The organism is Thalassorhabdomicrobium marinisediminis (genome assembly GCF_003072065.1).
GTDB classification, from domain to species: domain Bacteria; phylum Pseudomonadota; class Alphaproteobacteria; order Rhodobacterales; family Rhodobacteraceae; genus Octadecabacter; species Octadecabacter marinisediminis.
In genome coordinates this window covers 49,823-68,215 of sequence record NZ_QCYG01000001.1, presented here as the reverse complement: position 1 = coordinate 68,215, position 18,393 = coordinate 49,823, and the positions used below count along the sequence as shown (strand labels likewise).

The 18,393-nt window shown below is 62.5% G+C and carries 17 protein-coding genes; 3 read left to right on the top strand and 14 right to left on the bottom strand.

Features of this window, described 5'->3' with window-relative positions; translation table 11 throughout:
- Positions 1–13: 13 nt before the first annotated feature.
- Together DC363_RS00315 and DC363_RS00310 are read left to right on the top strand one after the other, a co-directional pair.
- Positions 14–1,624: a peptide chain release factor 3 gene (locus tag DC363_RS00315; RefSeq protein ID WP_108639514.1), complete on the top strand. Its 1,611-nt coding sequence runs from the start codon at positions 14–16 to the stop codon at positions 1,622–1,624.
- Between the two features lie 97 nt (positions 1,625–1,721).
- The gene (locus tag DC363_RS00310; RefSeq protein WP_108639513.1) at positions 1,722–2,165 is read left to right on the top strand and encodes a hypothetical protein; all 444 of its coding nucleotides are present in this window, start codon (positions 1,722–1,724) and stop codon (positions 2,163–2,165) included.
- 69 nt (positions 2,166–2,234) lie between these two features.
- Here DC363_RS00310 and DC363_RS00305 read toward each other — a convergent pair whose 3' ends face one another.
- The gene (locus DC363_RS00305; protein WP_108639138.1) at positions 2,235–2,660 is read right to left on the bottom strand and encodes an OsmC family protein; all 426 of its coding nucleotides are present in this window, start codon (positions 2,658–2,660) and stop codon (positions 2,235–2,237) included.
- Positions 2,661–2,940: 280 nt separating this feature from the next.
- On the opposite strand from DC363_RS00305, the gene DC363_RS00300 reads away from it, so the two are divergent.
- Positions 2,941–4,494: a DEAD/DEAH box helicase gene (locus DC363_RS00300; protein WP_108639137.1), complete on the top strand. Its 1,554-nt coding sequence runs from the start codon at positions 2,941–2,943 to the stop codon at positions 4,492–4,494.
- Between the two features lie 70 nt (positions 4,495–4,564).
- On the opposite strand, the gene DC363_RS00295 is transcribed toward DC363_RS00300, so the two are convergent.
- From DC363_RS00295 to nuoG, 13 genes are read right to left on the bottom strand one after another with little or no spacing between them, the layout of a single operon-like run.
- Positions 4,565–6,235, bottom strand: a complete 1,671-nt coding sequence (locus DC363_RS00295; protein WP_108639136.1) for a ribonuclease J — start codon at positions 6,233–6,235, stop codon at positions 4,565–4,567.
- 4 nt (positions 6,236–6,239) lie between these two features.
- Positions 6,240–7,013, bottom strand: coding sequence for a type III pantothenate kinase (locus tag DC363_RS00290; RefSeq protein ID WP_108639135.1), 774 nt, complete (start codon positions 7,011–7,013; stop codon positions 6,240–6,242).
- 11 nt (positions 7,014–7,024) lie between these two features.
- Positions 7,025–7,783 (bottom strand): biotin--[acetyl-CoA-carboxylase] ligase, encoded by a 759-nt coding sequence (locus tag DC363_RS00285; protein WP_108639134.1) that lies wholly within the window; start codon positions 7,781–7,783, stop codon positions 7,025–7,027.
- The gene (nuoN, locus tag DC363_RS00280) at positions 7,773–9,212 is read right to left on the bottom strand and encodes an NADH-quinone oxidoreductase subunit NuoN (protein ID WP_108639133.1); all 1,440 of its coding nucleotides are present in this window, start codon (positions 9,210–9,212) and stop codon (positions 7,773–7,775) included. The genes DC363_RS00285 and nuoN overlap by 11 nt, the downstream gene beginning before the upstream one ends.
- Positions 9,213–9,224: 12 nt before the next feature.
- Positions 9,225–10,766 (bottom strand): NADH-quinone oxidoreductase subunit M, encoded by a 1,542-nt coding sequence (locus DC363_RS00275; protein WP_108639132.1) that lies wholly within the window; start codon positions 10,764–10,766, stop codon positions 9,225–9,227.
- Positions 10,766–12,952 (bottom strand): NADH-quinone oxidoreductase subunit L, encoded by a 2,187-nt coding sequence (gene nuoL / locus DC363_RS00270; RefSeq protein WP_108639131.1) that lies wholly within the window; start codon positions 12,950–12,952, stop codon positions 10,766–10,768. The genes DC363_RS00275 and nuoL overlap by 1 nt, the downstream gene beginning before the upstream one ends.
- A gap of 4 nt (positions 12,953–12,956) precedes the next feature.
- Positions 12,957–13,262 (bottom strand): NADH-quinone oxidoreductase subunit NuoK, encoded by a 306-nt coding sequence (gene nuoK / locus DC363_RS00265; protein WP_108639130.1) that lies wholly within the window; start codon positions 13,260–13,262, stop codon positions 12,957–12,959.
- Between the two features lie 2 nt (positions 13,263–13,264).
- Positions 13,265–13,870, bottom strand: a complete 606-nt coding sequence (locus DC363_RS00260; protein ID WP_108639129.1) for an NADH-quinone oxidoreductase subunit J — start codon at positions 13,868–13,870, stop codon at positions 13,265–13,267.
- The gene (locus DC363_RS00255; RefSeq protein ID WP_108639128.1) at positions 13,867–14,277 is read right to left on the bottom strand and encodes a carboxymuconolactone decarboxylase family protein; all 411 of its coding nucleotides are present in this window, start codon (positions 14,275–14,277) and stop codon (positions 13,867–13,869) included. Before DC363_RS00255 ends, DC363_RS00260 begins: the two co-directional genes overlap by 4 nt.
- Complete coding sequence (gene nuoI, locus DC363_RS00250) at positions 14,274–14,768, bottom strand: NADH-quinone oxidoreductase subunit NuoI (RefSeq protein WP_108639127.1); 495 nt, start codon at positions 14,766–14,768, stop codon at positions 14,274–14,276. Before nuoI ends, DC363_RS00255 begins: the two co-directional genes overlap by 4 nt.
- 1 nt (position 14,769) lies before the next feature.
- Entirely contained in the window at positions 14,770–15,885 is a 1,116-nt protein-coding gene (gene nuoH / locus DC363_RS00245; protein WP_108639126.1) for an NADH-quinone oxidoreductase subunit NuoH, read from the bottom strand.
- A gap of 10 nt (positions 15,886–15,895) precedes the next feature.
- The gene (locus DC363_RS00240; RefSeq protein ID WP_108639125.1) at positions 15,896–16,273 is read right to left on the bottom strand and encodes a hypothetical protein; all 378 of its coding nucleotides are present in this window, start codon (positions 16,271–16,273) and stop codon (positions 15,896–15,898) included.
- A gap of 5 nt (positions 16,274–16,278) precedes the next feature.
- Positions 16,279–18,306, bottom strand: coding sequence for an NADH-quinone oxidoreductase subunit NuoG (nuoG, locus tag DC363_RS00235; RefSeq protein ID WP_108639124.1), 2,028 nt, complete (start codon positions 18,304–18,306; stop codon positions 16,279–16,281).
- Between the last annotated feature and the right edge of the window lie 87 nt (positions 18,307–18,393).

The following is an 18,393-nucleotide window of genomic DNA, read 5'->3' as shown; positions in this document are numbered from 1 at the left end:
CTATAGCGCGCACATGACAAATCGCCCCGACCTCCCGCCTGAAATCGCCCGCCGTCGCACCTTCGCGATCATCTCGCACCCGGATGCGGGCAAAACGACCCTGACCGAGAAATTCCTGCTCTTCGGCGGGGCCATCCAGATGGCCGGACAGGTCCGTGCCAAGGGTGAGGCCCGGCGCACGCGCTCGGACTTCATGCAGATGGAAAAGGATCGCGGCATCTCGGTCTCGGCCTCGGCCATGTCGTTCGATTTCGCCAGCCAGAAGGGCAGTCTGCGGTTCAATCTGGTGGACACGCCGGGCCACTCGGACTTCTCCGAAGACACCTACCGCACGCTGACGGCGGTGGATGCGGCGGTGATGGTCATCGACGGGGCCAAGGGGGTGGAAAGCCAGACGCAAAAGCTCTTCGAGGTTTGCCGCCTGCGCGATCTGCCGATCCTGACGTTCTGTAACAAGATGGACCGCGAAAGCCGCGACACCTTCGAGATCATCGACGAAATTCAGGAGAACCTTGCCATCGACGTCACCCCCGCAAGCTGGCCCATTGGCGTCGGGCGCGATTTTATCGGCTGCTACGACATCCTGCGCGACCAGCTTGACTTGATGGACCGCGCCGACCGGAACACCGTCGCCGAAAGCATCCAGATCAACGGCATGGACGACCCCCAGTGGGAAGAACACGTGCCGCCGCACCTGCTTGAGCAGTTCCGCGAAGAGATCGAGATGGCGCGCGAATTGTTGCCCCCGCTTGACCCGAAGGCGGTGCTTGAAGGGACGATGACGCCCATCTGGTTCGGCTCGGCGATCAACAGCTTCGGCGTGCGCGAACTGATGGAGGGCATCGGTGCCTTCGGGCCCGAACCCCAGCCGCAGGCCGCCGAGCCGCGCCAGATCCTGCCCGAGGAAAAGAAGGTCACCGGTTTCGTGTTCAAGGTGCAGGCCAACATGGACCCCAAGCACCGGGACCGCGTGGCCTTTGTGCGCATGGCCTCGGGGCATTTTACGCGCGGGCAGAAACTCACCCATGTGCGCACGAAAAAGCCCATGGCGATCTCCAATCCAGTGCTGTTCCTCGCCTCGGACCGCGAGCTCGCCGATGAGGCCTGGGCCGGCGATATCATCGGCATCCCGAACCACGGGCAATTGCGCATCGGCGACACGCTGACCGAGGGCGAGATGTTGCAGGTGCGCGGCATCCCCAGCTTCGCGCCGGAACTCTTGCAAGGGGTCCGCGCGGGCGATCCGATGAAGGCGAAACATCTGGAAAAAGCCCTGATGCAATTCGCCGAAGAAGGGGCTGCCAAGGTGTTCAAACCCACCTTCGGATCGGGGTTCATCGTTGGCGTCGTGGGGCCGCTGCAGTTCGAGGTTCTGGCCAGCCGGATCGAGCTTGAATACGGCCTGCCCGTCCGGTTCGAGCCGTCGCAGTTCACCTCGGCCCGCTGGGTCTCGGGCGAGAAGGACGCGGTCGAGAAGTTCGCCGCGGCCAACAAGCAGCACATCGGCGAGGACAGCGACGGCGACGTCGTCTACCTCACCCGTCTGCAATGGGACATCGACCGCGTGGCCCGCGATTATCCCGAGATCGCATTGACCGCGACCAAGGAAATGATGGCAGGCTGATGCGCTGTGCAACAACCTGCCGATGGACCACGACAGTCTGGCTTATACAGCGGGTGCGACCTATGGTGCAGTAAAACCTGAAAAAACCGGAGCCGACATGAAAACCAGCGCCTCTCTCATCGCTCTCTCTACACCGCTTGCCCTCACCGCGGGCAGCCTCTGGGCGGACGCAAGCCCCGCGCCCTGGGACCTGCTCAAGGCCATTGAGATTGAAGAGATCGTAACCGACACCAGCTATGAGGTTCGCAAGAATTTCCCCGCATCGGTGGAAAACGGTATCGCGCAGTTTGATATCACCGGCTTTGTGGTGCCGCTCTTTGGGGACGAAACCGGGCTGACCGAGATCGTACTCGTGTCGGATATGGGCTTCTGCCCGTTCTGCGGCTCTCCGGAACACGGCACCAACCTGCGTGTGTCGCTCGCCGAACCGCTTATCGGGGTTGAAGAAGGTGCGCGCATTTCCTTGCGCGGCGCGCTGGAGCCGGTGACCGACAGCGAAACCTGGGAGACTATGATCCTTACCGGTGCCCGCGTCCTCTAACGCCCCCCCCGGGTTGCGAAACCGCGGCGGCGGACCCAACAGGCCCGCCGCTCCGGGTTTTCAAACGACTTAGACGAGCTTCGCGTCCATCGTGATCTCGGCTGTCAGAAGCTTTGAGATCGGGCAGTTTTCCTTGGCGGTGGTCGCGGCCTCGTTGAACTGCTCTTGCGATGCGTTTGCTATGCTGGCCTCGACCTCAAGGTGCGACGCGGTCACCGAGAAGCCGCCGTCTTTCTCTTCCAGGGTGACGGTCGCCTTGGTCTCGATGCTGTCGGCCTTCAGGTCGTAATCTTCAAGAATCATGCTGAGCGCCATGGAAAAACAGCTCGCATGGGCGGCGCCGACAAGCTCCTCGGGGTTGGTGCCTTTCTTGCCCTCGAACCGGGTGTTGAACCCGTAGGGCTGGTCATCCAGCACGCCCGACTCGGTCGAGACATGGCCCGTCCCGTCCTTGAGGCCGCCTTGCCATTTCGCGGAACCGTGTTTCTTGGTCATCTTGAATTCCTCCGTATTGGGTAGATTATGAAACGCGCGAGCGGGCGGCTTCGTTCCACGGCGGCAGCCTCGCGACAGGGGGCAAATCCACGCCGCGGCACCCCGTAGCCGGACGCCCCCCTCGGGCACCGTTGCCCCGCTCTGCGCAAACCCCTTTGTTTCCTTGACCTTAGGCCAATCGAGGCGTATCTGGACCCCACCTTGCGACGGGCAATCTGGCCTGTCGGGCCGCGGTAGCGATGCGGCCAAGTGCTGCTTACTCTCCCGCGAAAGGAAGAAATTGACCAAATTCAGCGACTTAAATCTCGACAAAAAGGTCCTCACGGCCGTCGAGGAAACCGGCTACGAAACGCCGACCCCGATTCAAGCCGGTGCGATTCCCCCCGCTCTTGAAGGGCGGGACGTTCTGGGCATCGCCCAGACCGGCACCGGCAAAACCGCAAGCTTCACCCTGCCGATGATCACCGCGCTCAAACGCGGGCGCGCCCGGGCGCGGATGCCGCGCTCTCTGGTGCTGGCGCCGACGCGCGAACTTGCCGCCCAGGTGGCCGAGAATTTCGACGCCTACGCCAAATACACCAAGCTGACCAAAGCGCTGTTGATCGGGGGCGTGTCGTTCAAGGAACAGGACGCGCTGATCGATCGCGGCGTCGATGTTCTGATCGCCACCCCGGGCCGCCTGCTGGACCATTTCGAACGCGGCAAGCTGATCCTGTCGGACGTCAAGATCATGGTCGTCGACGAAGCCGACCGCATGCTCGATATGGGCTTCATTCCCGACATCGAACGCATTTTCGGGCTCACACCCTTCACCCGTCAGACGTTGTTCTTCTCGGCCACCATGGCGCCCGAGATCGAGCGGATCACCAACACCTTCCTGTCCAACCCCGCCAAGATCGAAGTCGCCCGCGCGGCGACGACGTCGGAAAATATCACGCAGGGCGTGGTGATGTTCAGCGCTTCGAACCGCACGAAAGAGGGGACCGAGAAACGCCGCTTGCTGCGCGACCTGATCGCCGCCGAGGGCGAGGCCTGCCGCAACGGGATCATCTTCTGCAACCGCAAGATCGACGTCGATGCGGTGGCCAAATCGATGCAGAAATACGGGCTCGACGCCGCGCCGATCCACGGCGACCTTGAACAGTCGCACCGGATGCGGACGTTGGACAAGTTCCGCGACGGCAGCCTGCGCTTTCTGGTGGCCTCCGACGTGGCGGCCCGCGGGCTCGACATTCCCAACGTGAGCCACGTGTTCAACTACGACGTGCCCAGCCATGCCGAGGATTACGTCCACCGGATCGGGCGCACCGGACGTGCGGGCAAGACGGGCACGGCGATCATGATCTGCACGCCCAAGGACGAAAAGAACTTCGAGGATATCGAGCGACTGGTCGAGATGACCATCCCCCGGCTTGACGTCAAAGGTGTCACGCAAAAGGACGCGGCCCCCAAAGCCGACGCGCCCGATGCACCCTCCGCGGACAAGCCCAAGCGCACCCGCACGCGCGGCGGTCGTGGGCGCAAAGCGGCGACGTCCACGGACGCCCCCGCCTCGCAGGACGCCCCCGCCCCGCAGGACGCCGCCAACCCACAGGACGTCCCCGCCCCGCAGGACACCGGCACGGCCCCCGCGTCCAAGGCCGAGGCCACCCCGAGCGAAGGCAAAAGCAAGCCAGAGCCCACGAAAGAGGCCCAGCCGAAGAAATCCCGCGGCGGGCGCAATCGTGGCCGCAACGGTGACCGCGGCGGCGACCACGGGGCTCCGGTGGTGGGCATGGGGGATCACGCCCCCGAGTTCATTCTGAAAAGTTTTGAAGAACGTCAAAGCAGCTAAGTCCTGCGAAGACGTAAGAAAGGGGCCCCAACCGGGGCCCCTTTTTGCTGCGCGTGTCCTGTCTGGCGCGTCAGGCCAGACGGGAAATCACCACCGTCACTTCCGGCTTTTTGCCGATCTCGGCCTGTGCCGACTTGCGCGCGATGGTGCGCAGCTCTTTTTCAAGCTTGCTATCGTCGGCAATCGTCTTGTCGTTGGCGCGGTTGAGGAACTGGCTCAGATCCTCTTCCAGCACATCGACCAGCGGCACATTGTTGCGTCCGGTCTCCGGCAGGCCCATCAGCTCACACCATGGATCGCCGAGGGGGTCGCCGTCTTCATCAATGATCAGCGTCACGATCACATGGCCGTTGCGCGCCATGCGCAACCGGTCACGCACGATGCCGTCGAGCTGGCCGATCTTCACCGACCCATCGAGATAGGTGCGCCCGGTCTCGATGTATTCCGCGACCGTGGGCTGGTTGCCGGACAGGTCGATCATCATCCCGTTGACCGCCAGAACCCCCTGCACGCCGGCCGCCTCGGAGATCTTCACATGCTCGCGCAGGTGCCGGTGCTCGCCGTGCATGGGGATCAGGGTCTGCGGCTTCACAAGGTCGCGCATCACGTCAAGGTCCGGCCGATTCGCGTGGCCAGAAACGTGATAGAGCCCATCGGAGTCGTCCACCACATCGACGCCCAGCTCGCTGAACTGGTTCATGATGTGGATCACGCCGCGTTCGTTGCCGGGAATGGTTTTTGACGAGAACAGGAAGGTGTCCCCCTCCTTCATCTTGATCCCCATGTATTTTCCGTTCGCCAGCTGCGCCGAGGCCGCCCGGCGTTCGCCCTGACTGCCGGTGACGAGCAGCAGGACATTCTCGCGCGGCATCCCGGGCACGTCATCAGGCGAGATCGTCCCGGGAAAATCGTCCAGAATGCCGACTTCGGTTGCCACTTCGACCATGCGGCGCATGGACCGGCCCAGAAGGCAGACAGAGCGCCCGGCCCGCTCGGCCGCCTGTGCGATGGTCCGCACACGGCTGATGTTCGACGCGAAGGTCGTCGCCGCGACCATGCCGCTTGCGGTCTGCAGGAACTTCTCGATCTCCGGCCCGACGGTGGATTCGCTGCGCCCTTCGGCTTTGGAGAACACATTCGTCGAGTCGCAGACCAGCGCGGTCACGCCGTCCTTGCCCAGCGATCTCCACAGATCGTGGTCGAACGGCTCGCCCACTCCGGGGTTCACGTCGATCTTGAAATCGCCCGTGTGCAGGACGCGCCCGCCCTTGCTGTCGATCACCAGCCCCGAGCTTTCGGGGATCGAGTGGCTGACCGGCACGAAGCCGACCGTGAACGGCCCGGCGGTGACGGTGTCGGGCCATTTGCCAACGGTCTTCACCGTTGTGTCGGAATAGCCGTGCTCTTGCATCTTGCGCCGCGCGATCTCGGCGGTGAAGGCGCGCGCATAGATCGGCACGCCGCCCAAACGCTCATAAAGATGGCCGACCGCGCCGACGTGGTCTTCGTGGGCGTGGGTGATGAAAATTGCCTCAATCCGGTCCTTGCGCGCTTCCAGCCAGGACACATCTGCGAAGATCAGATCGACCCCCGGAGAGCTGTCCATGTCGGGGAAGGCCACGCCCAGATCGACGACGATCAAACGCTCATCCTCGGCGGGGCCGTAGCCGTAGACATAGCAGTTCATGCCAATTTCACCGGCCCCGCCCAGGGGCAGATAGATCAATCTTGCTTCGCTCATAATATTATTCGTTGTCCTTGTTATATCGGTGAATCACGGTCAGCCCGTGCATTGTCAGGTCATCTTCGATGGTATCAAAAAGCGCGTAACCGCTTGAAAACAATGGCGCCAACCCGCCGGTGCCCAGAACCTTCATAGGGCGGTCGTATTCTTCCTTGATCCGCTCGCACAGGCCATTCACAAGGCCCACATAGCCCCAGAACACGCCCGATTGCATGCAGTGGACCGTGTTCGTGCCAATCACGGTCTGCGGCTTGGAGATGTCCACATGGGGCAACGCCGCCGCCGCCTGATGCAGCGCCTCAAGGCTGAGGTTCACACCGGGCGCGATCACGCCGCCGATATAGGCGCCGTCGCTGGCGACCACGTCAAACGTGGTGGCGGTGCCGAAATCCACGATGATCAGATCGCCCCCGTGCCGGTCGAAGGCGCCGGCGGTGTTCACCAGCCGGTCCGGCCCCACGGTCGTGCCCTCATCCACACGGGGGGATGTGGGTAACAGGCAGTCGGGCTTGCCCACCACATAGGGGCGCGTGCCGAAATAGCGGTCGGTCATGACCCGCAGGTTGAACACGACGCGCGGCACGGTGGAGGAGATGATCACTTCAGAGACGTCGGCCTTGATCTTGTGATGCTTGAGCAGGGTCGACCACCAGACGAAATACTGATCCGCCGTGCGCTGCCATTCTGTCGCGGCGCGGAACGTACACAGGAATTCACTGCCGTCCCAAAGCGAGAAGACAGTGTTGGTGTTGCCGCAGTCGATACACAGAAGCATGACGCCTCCCCTTAGAAATAAACATCCGCCGCCGCGATGCGGCGCAGGCCTTGGGCCGTTTGCAGGATCAGGTATCCGGTTTCGTCGATGGTTTCAAAGCGCCCTGTCACGTCCTCCTGCGGAAGGCGCGCGGTCACCGTCTCGCCCAGGCGGGCGGCGGCGTCGAGCCAGGCGGCGCGGATCGGGACGAAACCCTGCGTGGTGAGCTGCGCCTCGTAGCGGGCAAAGGCCGGGGCGAGTTCGGCCAGAAAAGCCTCGGGCGTGACATCCGCGCCGCTCTCGCCCTTGACCGAGACGGGATAGGTCGCGCCCAGTTCAACCTGATCCAGCGCCGGGGCGGCGACCAGATTGACGCCGATGCCGATGGCAATCCCGGACATCCGGCCCCCATCGGTCAGGCTTTCCAGCAGGATGCCGGCGACCTTGCCCTTGTTCAACAGCACATCGTTGGGCCATTTCAACGCAAGGTCCGGCCCCTGCCCCATGACCGCACGCAGCGCATCGCGCAGGGCCAGCGCCGCGACGAAACTGCGCAGCGCCGCCTGCGCGGGATCGGTGCAGGGCAACACAAGCGTGCCGTAGAAATTGCCGACCGGCGCGACCCAGGGCCGGCCCCGCCGCCCCCGCGATGCGGTCTGCGCCGTCGCCGTGATCCAGAGCGGGCCGGTCAGATGGCCCGCATGCGCCCGCGCCAGATCAAGGGTCGAGGTGACTTCACCGAACGGCTGATGCCCATAGCCCTGCGGCCAGTCTGCGCTCCTAGTTGACAAGAGCAACCGAGGCCGCAGCGGCCAGGGGTTCGATCCCGAACAGGTTGACGACGCCAATCACCATCACCGCAGCCGAAGCCACGAGGAAGCCCCACAGCACCGCCGAGCCGTTGGTGTCGAGCGTGTCGTCCCGCTCGGACCCGAAATACATGTAATAGACGATCCGCAGGTAATAAAAGGCCGAGATCACGGAGGCCACCACACCGGCCACGGCGAGCCAGATCATGTCAGCGGTATAGGCCGCCTGCAGCACGTAGAACTTGCCGAAGAAGCCCAGCATCGGCGGCACGCCAGCCATGGAGAACAGCAGGATTAGCATCGCCAGCGCGCGCAAGGGCTCGCGCTTGGAATACATGTTGAGCGAGGCGATGTCGGTGACCGGGCGGCCATCACGCTCCATCGACAGGATGAAGGCGAAGGTGCCGACGTTCATGACGACATAGATCGCGATATAGACCAGCATGGCCTGCACACCGAAGGCAGTTCCCGCCGCCAGACCCATAAGCGCAAAGCCCATGTGGCTGATCGAGGAATAGGCCATCAGGCGTTTGATGTCCCGCTGGCCGATCGCGGCCACAGCCCCCACGAACATCGACGCGACCGACAGGAAGGCGACGATCTGCTGCCAATCGGAAATGGCGTTGCCGAAGGCGTCATGCATGACCCGAGCGAACAGCCCCATGGCGGCGATCTTCGGCGCGGTGGCGAAAAAGGCGGTGACCGGCGTGGGCGAGCCTTCGTAGACGTCCGGCGTCCACATGTGGAAGGGCGCGGCCGAGACCTTGAAGGCGAAACCGGCGGACATGAAGACCAGACCGAAGATCAGCCCGAGCGAGGCCCCGCCCTGCGTCGCCTCGATCACGCCGGCAAAAAGCGTCGTGCCCGCAAAGCCGTAGGTCAGCGACACACCATAGAGCAGAAGGCCGGACGACAGCGCGCCAAGGACGAAATATTTCAGACCCGCTTCGGTGGATTTCACGCTGTCACGGCGCAGGGACGCCACGACGTAAAGCGCCAGCGACTGCAGTTCCAGCCCCATGTAAAGCGCCATCAGGTCGCCCGCCGAAACCATCATCATCATGCCGACCACTGAAAGTGCGATCAGCAAGGGATATTCGAATCGCAGCAGATTGCGTTTGACCATGTAATCCTGGCTCATCACCAGAATTGCTGCCGCTGCCAGCAGGATGGCCACCTTCGAGAACCGGCTGAACGCGTCGTCGATGAACATGCCATAAAAGGCGTAAGTGACACCCTCACCGGTGGTGGCGATCCAGAACGCCATGGCGACAAACAGCGCCGAGGTGATCCAGACCAGCAGCGGCGCCGCCTTGTCCTTCACCGTATAGACTGCGCCCAGCAACGCCCCCATCGCGAACAGCGACAGGATGATTTCCGGCAGGATGGTGTTCAGGTCTTGGGACAACATCACGTCGTTTCCTTAGTTCTGGGCCATTTGGGTGGCGGCTTCGTAAGCCGCCTGAGCGGTTTCGACCTGATCGACCAAAACGGCGACCGACGGCCCGATGAGATCGGTGACAAGGCTGGGATAGACCCCCAGCAGAAGGGTCATGGCGACCAGCGGCGCGAAGATCAGACGCTCGCGCGGGGTCATGTCGGTGATCGACTTGAGGCTTTCCTTGATAAGGTCCCCCATGACGACCCGGCGGTAGAGCCAAAGGGCATAGGCAGCCGAGAAGATGACGCCCGTGGTGGCGACAACCGCCACCCAGGTGTTGACCTGGAAGACCGCGAGCAGCGTCAGGAATTCACCGACAAAGCCCGAGGTGCCCGGCAGGCCGACGTTCGCCATGGTGAAGAACATGAAGATCAGCGCATAGGCGGGCATCCGGTTCACCAGACCGCCATAGGCGTCAATCTCGCGCGTGTGCATCCGGTCGTAGATCACGCCGACGCACAGGAACAACGCGCCCGAGATGAAGCCGTGGCTGAGCATCTGGAAAATCGCCCCATCCAGCCCCTGCTGGTTGAAGGTGAAGATCCCCATGGTGACGAAGCCCATGTGCGCGACCGACGAATAGGCGATGAGCTTCTTCATGTCCTTCTGCACCAGCGCCACCAGCGAGGTATAGACGATGGCAATGGCCGAGAGCCACAACACCAGCGGCGCCATAACCTCGGACCCCACGGGGAACATCGGCAGCGAGAAGCGCAAGAAGCCGTAGCCGCCCATCTTCAACAGGATCGCGGCCAGCACGACCGAGCCTGCCGTGGGCGCTTGCACGTGGGCATCGGGCAACCAGGTGTGGACCGGCCACATGGGCATCTTGACCGCGAAAGACGCGAAGAAGGCCAGCCAGAGCAGCGTTTGCGCCCCGCCGACGATCTGCATGCCGAAGAGGCTGAAGCCGTCGGTGCCGAAGTCGAAGGTCATCAGCGTCGGAATGTCGGTCGTCCCGGCGGCGGCATACATGCCGACCATGGCGACCAGCATCAGCACCGAGCCGAGGAAGGTATAAAGGAAGAACTTGAAGCTGGCGTAGATCCGGTCCTTGCCGCCCCAGATGCCGATGATCAGGAACATCGGGATCAGTCCTGCCTCGAAGAAGAGGTAGAAGAGCACCATATCCAGCGCCATGAAGACGCCCAACATCAGCGTTTCCAGAAGCAGGAAGGCGATCATGTATTCCTTGACCCGCGTCGTCACCGTCCAGCAGGACGCAATGACCAGCGGCATCAGGAAGGTCGTCAACATGACGAAGAGCACGGAAATCCCGTCCACGCCCATCTTGTAGTTGAAGCCCATGATCCAGTCACGATCCTCGACAAATTGGAACCCGGTATCGTTGGCATCGAACCCCGTGAGGATGAACAGCGAGACGACGAAGGTCATCACCGTGGCGGCCATGGCCAGCCACTTGGCGTTGCGCTGTGCCGCCTCATCGTCGCCGCGCAGGAACAGTGCAAGGATCGCCGCCGCAATCGCGGGGATGAACGTCGTGATGGAAAGAAGGTTGTCCATTATTCATACCCTCCGGTGATCGAGAAGTAGGTCAGGATCACCACGATCCCGATGACCATCGCAAAGGCATAGGTGAAGACGTAGCCAGACTGCGCGCGCCCTGCGAACCGGGTCAGCGTGGGGATGATGCCCATGGCGACCCCGTTGATGGTGCCGTCGATCACCGCGCCGTCGCCCCTGCGCCACAGGAACTTGCCAAGCCGCTTGGCAGGCCGGACGAAGACAACGTCGTAAAGCTCGTCGAAATACCACTTGTTGAGCAGGAAGTTGTAGACCGGGGCCTGATGGGTCGCCAACGTCCGCGGCAGGTCCGGCTTGCGGATATAGAAGACATAAGCCGTCCCGAAGCCCAGCAGCATGGCGATGAAGGGCGCGAGTTTGACCCAGATTGGCACTTCATGCGCGTCGTCCAGCGTGGTGTTATCATGGGCCACATAGATCGCCCCCTCACCCGGCGCGCCGTCGAAGGCGTAGTGCGTGGCCGCGGTCGAATGATCCTCGCCCTGCACCACGGCATCCTCGGCCGTGCCGTCCCCGTCCGCCAAGTCCTCGGCATCGATCACCACATCGGCGGTATCCGCGCCCTCGGCATGATCGGTGGCGGCTTCGCCCGCGTCGTGGCCCTGTTCGGCATAGGGCACTCCGAAATACTGGCCAACGTATTTGGCGTTACCGAAGAACGGCTTGTAGAACACCATGCCTGCGAAGATCGCGCCCACCGCAAGGATCGCAAGGGGGGCCAGCATGATCGCCGGGCTTTCGTGGGCGTGTTCATGGGTGTGCTTGTCACCGCGTGGCGTGCCGTAAAAGGTCAGGAACATCAGGCGCCAGCTGTAGAAGCTGGTGAACAGCGCCGCGATGACCAGCATCCAGAAGGCATAGCCGCCTGCGGTTCCGGCATAGGCGCTCTCAATGATCGCGTCTTTCGACACGAAGCCGGCGAAGCCCACGGGGAAGCCCACATAAAGCAGCGGGATGCCGACGCCGGTGATGGCCAGCGTGCCGATCATCATCGCCCAGAACGTCTTGGGCAGCTTGTGCCGCAGCCCGCCATAGTTCCGCATGTCCTGCTCGTGGTGCATCCCGTGGATCACCGAACCGGCGCCAAGGAACAACATCGCCTTGAAGAAGGCGTGTGTGAACAGGTGGAACATCGCCACGGAATAGGCGCCCAGCCCGGCCGCCACGAACATATAGCCCAGCTGCGACATGGTCGAATAGGCGATCACCCGTTTGATGTCGTTCTGCACCAGCCCGATGGTCGCGGCCACGAAAGCGGTCGTCGCGCCCAGGAAGACGATGAAATCGGTCGCATGGGGTGCGAATTCCATGATCGGCGACATGCGGCAGACAAGGAAGACGCCCGCCGTGACCATGGTCGCCGCGTGGATCAGCGCCGACACCGGGGTCGGGCCTTCCATCGCGTCGGGAAGCCATGTGTGCAGGAACAGCTGCGCCGATTTGCCCATGGCGCCGATGAACAGCAGCACGGCGATCACCTCAACCGTGGACCAGTCGCGCCACAGGAAGGTCATCGTGTCGCCTGAGATCTCGGGCACGGCGGCGAAGATGTCGGCAAACTGGATGCTGTCGAAGGTCAGATAGATCGCGAAGATCCCCAGCAGGAAGCCGAAGTCGCCCACACGGTTGACCACAAAGGCTTTGATCGCCGCAGCGTTGGCGCTGGGTTTCTTGTAGTAAAAGCCGATCAAGAGATACGAGGCCACGCCCACCCCTTCCCAGCCGAAGAACAGCTGCAACAGGTTGTCGGCGGTCACCAGCATCAACATGGCGAAGGTGAAGAACGACAAATAAGCGAAGAACCGCGCCTTGTAGGGCGTTTTCGGGAAGTTCTCGTCATGGGCCATGTAGCCGAAGGAATAGAGGTGCACCAAGGCCGAGACCGAGGTGATCACCACCAGCATGATCGCGGTCAGCCGGTCCACGCGGATCGCCCATGAGGTGTCGAGCGTGCCGGACTGGATGAAGCGGAAGATCTCGGCCGTATAATAGCCGTTCTCATGTGCTGCCGGATCGAAGGTCAGCAACACGACCCACGACAGGATCGCGGCAAGGAACAACAGCCCCGTGGTCAGCCATTGCGCCGCAGCTTCGCCCATGACCTTCCAGCCAAAACCGCCCAGCACGGCACCAACGAGAGGTGCGAAAAGGATGATCTGTTCCATTGTCTTACCCCTTCATCACGTTGACGTCTTCGACATCAATCGTGCCGCGGTTGCGGAAGAAACACACGAGGATCGCAAGCCCGATGGCCGCCTCGGCCGCGGCGACCGTGAGCACGAACAGGGTGAACACCTGCCCCACAAGGTCACCCAGATAGCTGGAGAACGCGACGAAGTTGATGTTCACCGCCAGCAGCATCAGCTCGATGCTCATCAACAGGATGATGACGTTCTTGCGGTTCAGAAACAGGCCGAAGATGCCGATGACGAAAAGGGCCGCGGCGACCGTCAGATAATGTTCAAGTCCGATCATGGTTACAGCCCCTGCCCCGGTTTCACGTCTTTGAGTTCCATCTGCTTGGCCGGGTCGCGCATCATCTGGCCGATGATGTCCTGCCGCTTGACGTCCGTGCGGTGGCGCAGCGTCAGCACGATCGCCCCGATCATCGCCACCAGCAGGACCAGACCGGCAAGCTGGAACAGCAGGAAATAGCGATCATAAAGAAGCAGGCCAAGCTGCTTGGTGTTCTCGACCTCAAGGATCGGCTGCGCCAACCGCGCCTCGACCCCGTCGGAATAGCCCCAGACGCCGAAAGCCAGCGCCAATTGCATCAGCAGCACGATCCCGATCAGCAGGGCCAGCGGCATGTAGCGGGCCATTTCCGCCTTCAGCTCGGCAAAGTCCACATCCAGCATCATCACCACGAAGAGGAACAGCACCGCGACCGCGCCGACATAGACAATGATCAGCAACATGGCGACGAATTCCGCCCCCAGCAGCACGAACAGACCCGCCGACGACAGGAAGGCAAGGATCAGCCAGAGCACCGAATGCACCGGGTTGCGGCTGACCACGGTCATCAACCCGCCGCCGATGGTGGTAAGGGCGAATGCGTAAAAGGCAATCACGGCTGGTGTCATGTCTTGTCGTCCTTCTTGATGACCTGCTGCGCCAGCTCAAGCGCCTTGGCCATGGAGGGCGCGCCGCCGAACAGGCCGGCCAGCGCGATCGTTTCGGTCACTTCCTGCGCCGAGGCCCCGGCTTCAAGCGCGTGGCGCACGGTCAGTTTGATCTGCGGCTCGGCAAAGGCCCCCTGAATGGTCAGCCCTTGCAGGGTCAGCAGCAGCTTGGTTTTCGCGTCCAGCGCCTCGGGGTTCATCCCCTTGCCCATGAACGCTTCCATCATCTCTTTCGGCATCGTCGGCATGAGGTCCTCGACCCCTTGCATGGACTTCGCCATGACCTCGGCAAACTCGGGACTCACGCCCTTGGCCCAGTCCTGGCTGGCCTTCATCCAGGCGTCGAAAGGGTTGGTCTTGTCGCTCATCGGTAGGGCGCGTCCAGTTCGAGGTTGCGGGCAATCTCGGCTTCCCAGCGGTCGCCGTTATCGAGGAGCTTTTCCTTATCGTAGTAGAGCTCTTCCCGGGTCTCGGTCGAGAATTCGAAGTTCGGCCCTTCAACGATGGCATCCACCGGGCAGGCTTCCTGACAGAAGCCGCAATAGATGCATTTCGTCATGTCGATGTCATAGCGCGTGGTCCGGCGAGAGCCATCAATCCGCGGCTCGGCATCGATGGTGATCGCCTGCGCGGGGCACACGGCCTCGCACAGTTTGCAGGCGATACAGCGTTCCTCGCCGTTGGGATAGCGGCGCAGCGCATGCTCACCGCGGAACCGCGGGCTCAGAGGCCCCTTCTCGTGGGGATAGTTCACGGTGCGCTTGGGGGCGAAGAAATACTTCAGCCCCAGACCGAACCCCTTCCAGATGTCCGTCAGCAGGAAGTACTTCGCGGCGCGGGTGTAATCCATTTGGCTCATCTCAATTCTCCACTTCGGGATCGACGACGATCGCTTCGATTTCGCGGTCCGCATCGGTGTCGATCAACACGATCGCGGCCTCTTCGTCGTGCCAGCGGGCCCAGAACCCGTCGAGCACTTCGAACTTCGCCAGGAACGAGACCAGCACGACCCAGGCCAGCGACATCGGCAGGAAGACTTTCCAGCCCAGACGCATCAGCTGGTCATAGCGGAAGCGCGGCGTGATCGCCTTGACCATCGCGAAGATGAAGAAGCAGAACAGCATCTTCAGGAACAGCCAGAAGAAGCCGTCGGGCAGGAAGCCCACCGGGCTCAGCCAGCCGCCGAGGAAAAGCAGCGACACCAGTGCGCACATCAGCACCACGGCCATCAACTCACCGATCATGAACAACAGGAACGGGGTCGAGGAGTATTCCACCTGATAGCCGGCGACGAGTTCGGATTCCGCTTCCGGCAGGTCAAACGGCGGGCGGTTGGTTTCAGCCAGGGCGCTGATGAAGAACAGGAAAAGCATCGGGAAATGCGGGATGAAATACCAGTGCAACAGGCCCAGATCGCCTTCTTGCGCGGCAACGATGGCGCTGAAGTTCATCGAGCCGGTCGAGATGATGACACCGATGATGATCAGACCCAGCGACACCTCGTATGAGATCATCTGCGCGGCCGAGCGGAGCGAGCCCAGGAACGGGTATTTCGAGTTCGAGGCCCAGCCGCCCATGATCACGCCGTAAACCTCAAGCGAGGAGACCGCGAAAACATAAAGGATCGCCACGTTGATATTGGCCAGCACCCAGCCATCGTTGAACGGGATCACCGCCCAGGCGATCACCGCAAGCACGAAGGTGATCATCGGCGCGAGGAAGAAGACGACCTTGTCGGCGCCGGCGGGCACCACGACCTCTTTCACGATGTATTTGATGAAGTCGGCGAAACTTTGCAGCAAGCCGAAGACGCCAACCACGTTCGGCCCCTTACGCATCTGCACCGCGGCCCAGACCTTGCGGTCGGCATACATCAGGAAGGCCAGCGCCACCAGAAGCGGAACCAGAACCAACAGACATTGCCCGAGGATCATCAGAACGATCCCCAAATTTGTGGTGGTGAAAAATTCGACCATAGTTCTTCCCTCAGACCGTCGGTATCGCGCGACGGGCGCAGTCTGCGACCGTCACTTCCGCGTCTATCGTTCTTGTCCCGCGCGGCAGGGCGGGCGAGATGGTGTAAACAGCATCCCCCGTCCAAATGCCACCCTCTTCCTTGACTTGCGTGCGCACGTGGCGCGCAAATCCATAGCCCCGGATCAGCGCATATTGCGCGGCGGCGCATTCGGCATAGTCGGTCACCGCCTCACCGTCGGCCGCGTTCGCAAGTGTTACGTGAAAATTCACCAGATCACCGTCCAACAGGCGGGTGTCGATCCCGTCATAGCGCAGCGCCCCCGAATCGGAAGGCTGCGCCGTCCCGCAGGCGGCAAGGGCCAGCGTTGCTATGACGGCAGACCGCACCCTTGTTATTCCGCCGCAAGGGCAGCTTCGCCGCGTTTCTTGGCGTTGGCGCTCAGCTCTGCCATAAGCTGGCTGGCCCGCGCGATCGGGTTCGTCAGGTAGAAATCCTTGATCGCGGTGCGGAATGTGGCCTGCCCCAGATCACCCTGATCCACCGGCTGCCAGTCGTTCTCGGGCACCTCATCGATTTGCGCCAGATGCGGCACTTCGGCCACGAGCGCCTGACGCAGCTGCGCAAGGCTGTCCCACGGAAGCTGCGCGCCCAGCTCGGCGGACAGGGCCCGCAGGATTGCCCAGTTCTCTTTCGCGTCACCGGGCGCAAAGCTGGCGCGCATGGCCAGTTGCGGGCGGCCTTCGGTGTTCACGAACAGGCCGTTTTCCTCGGTATAGGCGGCGGCGGGCAGGATGATGTCCGCGCGGTGCGCACCCCGGTCGCCGTGGCTGCCCTGATAGATCACGAAGGGGCCTTCGGCAATCTCGATCTCGTCGGCGCCAAGGTTGAAGACCACTTCGGCGTCCTCGACGGCTTTCATGCCTGCGTCGTTCGTGGCGCCGACGTCCATCGCGCCCACACGGCCCGCGGCGGTGTGCAGCACCATGAACCTGGACGATCCGGCCTCGGCCATCTGCATGGCGGTGCCCAACACGGCTGCGCCATCCGCTTCGGTCAGGGCCCCCATGCCGACGATCATCACGCCGCGCTTGTCCGCCTTGTCGCTGTGATCCATCGCAGCCAGCTTCGACAAAGCCTCACGGTCGGTGCCCAGATGCTCATAATCGTAGGTCAAATCGGGCGCTTCGCCGATCACGGCCACCTTGGCGCCGCGCAGCCAGGCTTTGCGAATCCGGGCGTTCAGGACCGGGCTTTCCAGCTCGGGGTTGGTGCCGATCAGCAGGATCATCTCGGCGGTGTCCAGATCCTCGATCTTCGCAGTGCCCACATAGCCCGAGCGGTTGCCGGCGGGCAGTTTGGCATTGTCCGCGCGGCATTCCACGACACCGCCCTGCCCTTCGACCAGCGTCTTCAGGCTGAAGGCGGCTTCGGTGTTGACCAGATCGCCCACCAGACCGACGACCTTCTTGCCGGACATCGCGGCGGCTGCCGCGCTCAGGGCTTCGCCCCAATCCGCTTTGCGCAGCTTGCCGTTCTCACGGATGTAGGGCGTATCCAGACGCTGGCGGCGCAGCCCGTCCCAGACGAAGCGCGTCTTGTCGTGAATCCATTCCTCGTTCACGCCGTCATGGTTGCGCGGCAGGAAGCGCATCACTTCGCGGCCCTTGGTGTCCACGCGGATATTGGCCCCCAGAGCGTCCATCACGTCGATGGATTCGGTCTTGGTCAGCTCCCACGGGCGGGCGGTGAAGGCATAGGGCTTGGAGACCAGCGCACCCACGGGGCACAGGTCAATGATGTTGCCCTGCATATTGCTGTCGAGCGTTTCGCCCAGATAGCTGGTGATCTCGGAATCCTCACCCCGGCCGGTCTGGCCCATCTGGGTGATGCCCGCGACCTCGGTCGTGAAGCGCACGCAACGGGTGCAGGAAATGCAGCGCGTCATGTGGGTTTCGACCAGCGGGCCAAGGTCGAGATCGGTGGCGGCGCGCTTGGGCTCACGGAAGCGCGAGAAGTCCACGCCGTAGGCCATCGCCTGATCCTGCAGGTCGCATTCGCCGCCCTGATCGCAGATCGGGCAATCCAGCGGGTGGTTGATGAGAAGGAATTCCATCACCCCTTCGCGGGCCTTCTTGACCATGGGAGAATTGGTCTTGACCACGGGGGCCTGCCCCTCGGGGCCGGGGCGCAGATCGCGCACCTGCATCGCGCAAGAGGCCGCGGGCTTGGGCGGGCCGCCAACCACTTCCACAAGACACATCCGGCAGTTGCCCGCGATGGACAAACGCTCATGATAACAGAAACGCGGGATTTCGATCCCGACCTCTTCGCAGGCCTGGATGAGCGTCATCGCGCCCGGAACCTCGACCTCTTGGTCGTCGATGATGATCTTGCGCAGATCGGGATTTGAATCCGACATGGGGCGTGTTCCCTGTTCCCGTATTGCAGTGCCGCCGAAGCGCCCCGCTAGGCGAGGCCCGGTTTGGCTGCGGTTCTACCGTGCCGC